1 protein-coding gene is annotated in these 1,757 nt (G+C 25.0%); it reads left to right on the top strand.

What is annotated here, in order from left to right; translation table 11 throughout:
* Positions 1 to 30: 30 nt before the first annotated feature.
* A partial coding sequence (locus CRU93_RS13990) for a type VI secretion system Vgr family protein (RefSeq protein WP_258238946.1) occupies positions 31 to 1,757 on the top strand: 1,727 nt, incomplete at its 3' end.

Genomic DNA, 1,757 nt, shown 5'->3' on the forward strand with positions numbered 1-1,757 from the left:
AGAATAAGACTGATAAACTATAGAAGTGACTTGCCAGATATACTAAATGAGAGTTTAAGTGTATATAAACTAAATGGGATTAGTAAAGTAAATAAACCTTATGAGTTTGAAGTAGTATTTGTAAGTGAAGAGTTTATTGAAATAGAAGATATAGTAGATACTGATGTAGAATTAATAATACAAGATGAAGTAAATCCAATAGATAAAAAAAGTATCTATGGAAAGATTTATGAAGCAAGTGAAGATAGTGTTGTTGCAAAAAAATACCTTTATAAAATAAAAATAGTATCTCCTTTATATTATTTAGGATTAAATAATAGATATGAGATATATCATGAAAGAAAAGTAAGTACTGTTTTTAGTGAAATAATAAATAGATATAACCAACTATTAAATATAAATGTAGATGTAAAAATAGATATAAAAAATGAAGTAACAAGAGAATATATAACCCAATATAATCAAAGTGATTTAGAATTTCTAACAATGCTATGTGAAGAAGAGGGATATAGCTTTATAGTAGAATACTCATCAAATAATCCATATAATATAATTTTATGTAAACTAACAGAACATGCAATAATAAATAGCTATAGTAGTGTAAGCCAATTTAATCATAGTAAAAAATTCACAGCAACTAATATAATAGAAGATTATTATGATTACTCAAATCCTAGTTTGGAATATAAAATACAAACAGGAGCAGGAATAACTTCAAGTATAAAAGATAATCAATCAACAAGTCAATTAAGAGTAGATATAAAAAGAAATAATTTAAGAGATAAACTAAATGTACTTGAAGAGAGTCTTTATAAAGATTTAAATAAATATAATAAAATAGAAGCAAAAAGAGAATATGTAAAATCAAACTTGATAAAAGGAACAAGTCAAGAGTTAGTGATAAATGATAGTTTAAATATAGAACTAGAAGATGAAAGAGCAAAAAAAATATTTGATGTAATAATAACAGAAGTAAAATATAATGGATTATTTCCAAATGCATTAGATGAATATATACAAAATGTAAATGAAAATAAAAAACATGAACTGCAATATGAAGTAGAATTTACTTCAATTCCAAAAGATATAGATTATATTCCACCATATACAATAATAAAACCAAAGATAAACTCAGTACAAACAGCAATAGTAGCAAGTAGTGATAGTAATACAAAAGAAGATGCAAATACAATAGATGTGGATGAACAAGGAAGAATAAAAGTACTATTTCACTTTGAAGAGAATAAAACAATATCATGTTACTTAAGGTACTCAAACTTCTTTGCAGGAGATAACTATGGAGCACAATTTCTACCAAGAGTAAATAGTGAAGTAATAGTAAGCTTTGTAAATGGAGATATAGATAAACCAATAATAATAGGAAGCTTGTATAACGGTGAGAATAAAGTACCATATAACCTTCCAAAAGATAAAACAAAGAGTTATATAAAAACAAATTCAATGCCACAATATGAACATATGCAAGGGTATAATGAGATACTGTTTGAAGATAAACAAGGAGAAGAGTTACTATCATTTAGAGCACAAAGAGATTTAAAAACACATGTGTTAAATGATGAATATAAACATGTAGAGAATAACTCAAAACTATTAGTAGATAATGATAAAGAAGAGACAATCCAAAAAGACTCGATTATAACAGTAGGAGAAGAAGAAAGAAAGAGTATAAAAGCAAATAAAATTTTAACTGTTGAGAAAGAATCTATTACTACTGTTAAAAATGATTGTGAAAAACA

Origin of the sequence: Arcobacter sp. CECT 8985 (assembly GCF_004116495.1) — a bacterium.
Classification (GTDB): Bacteria; Campylobacterota; Campylobacteria; order Campylobacterales; family Arcobacteraceae; genus Malaciobacter.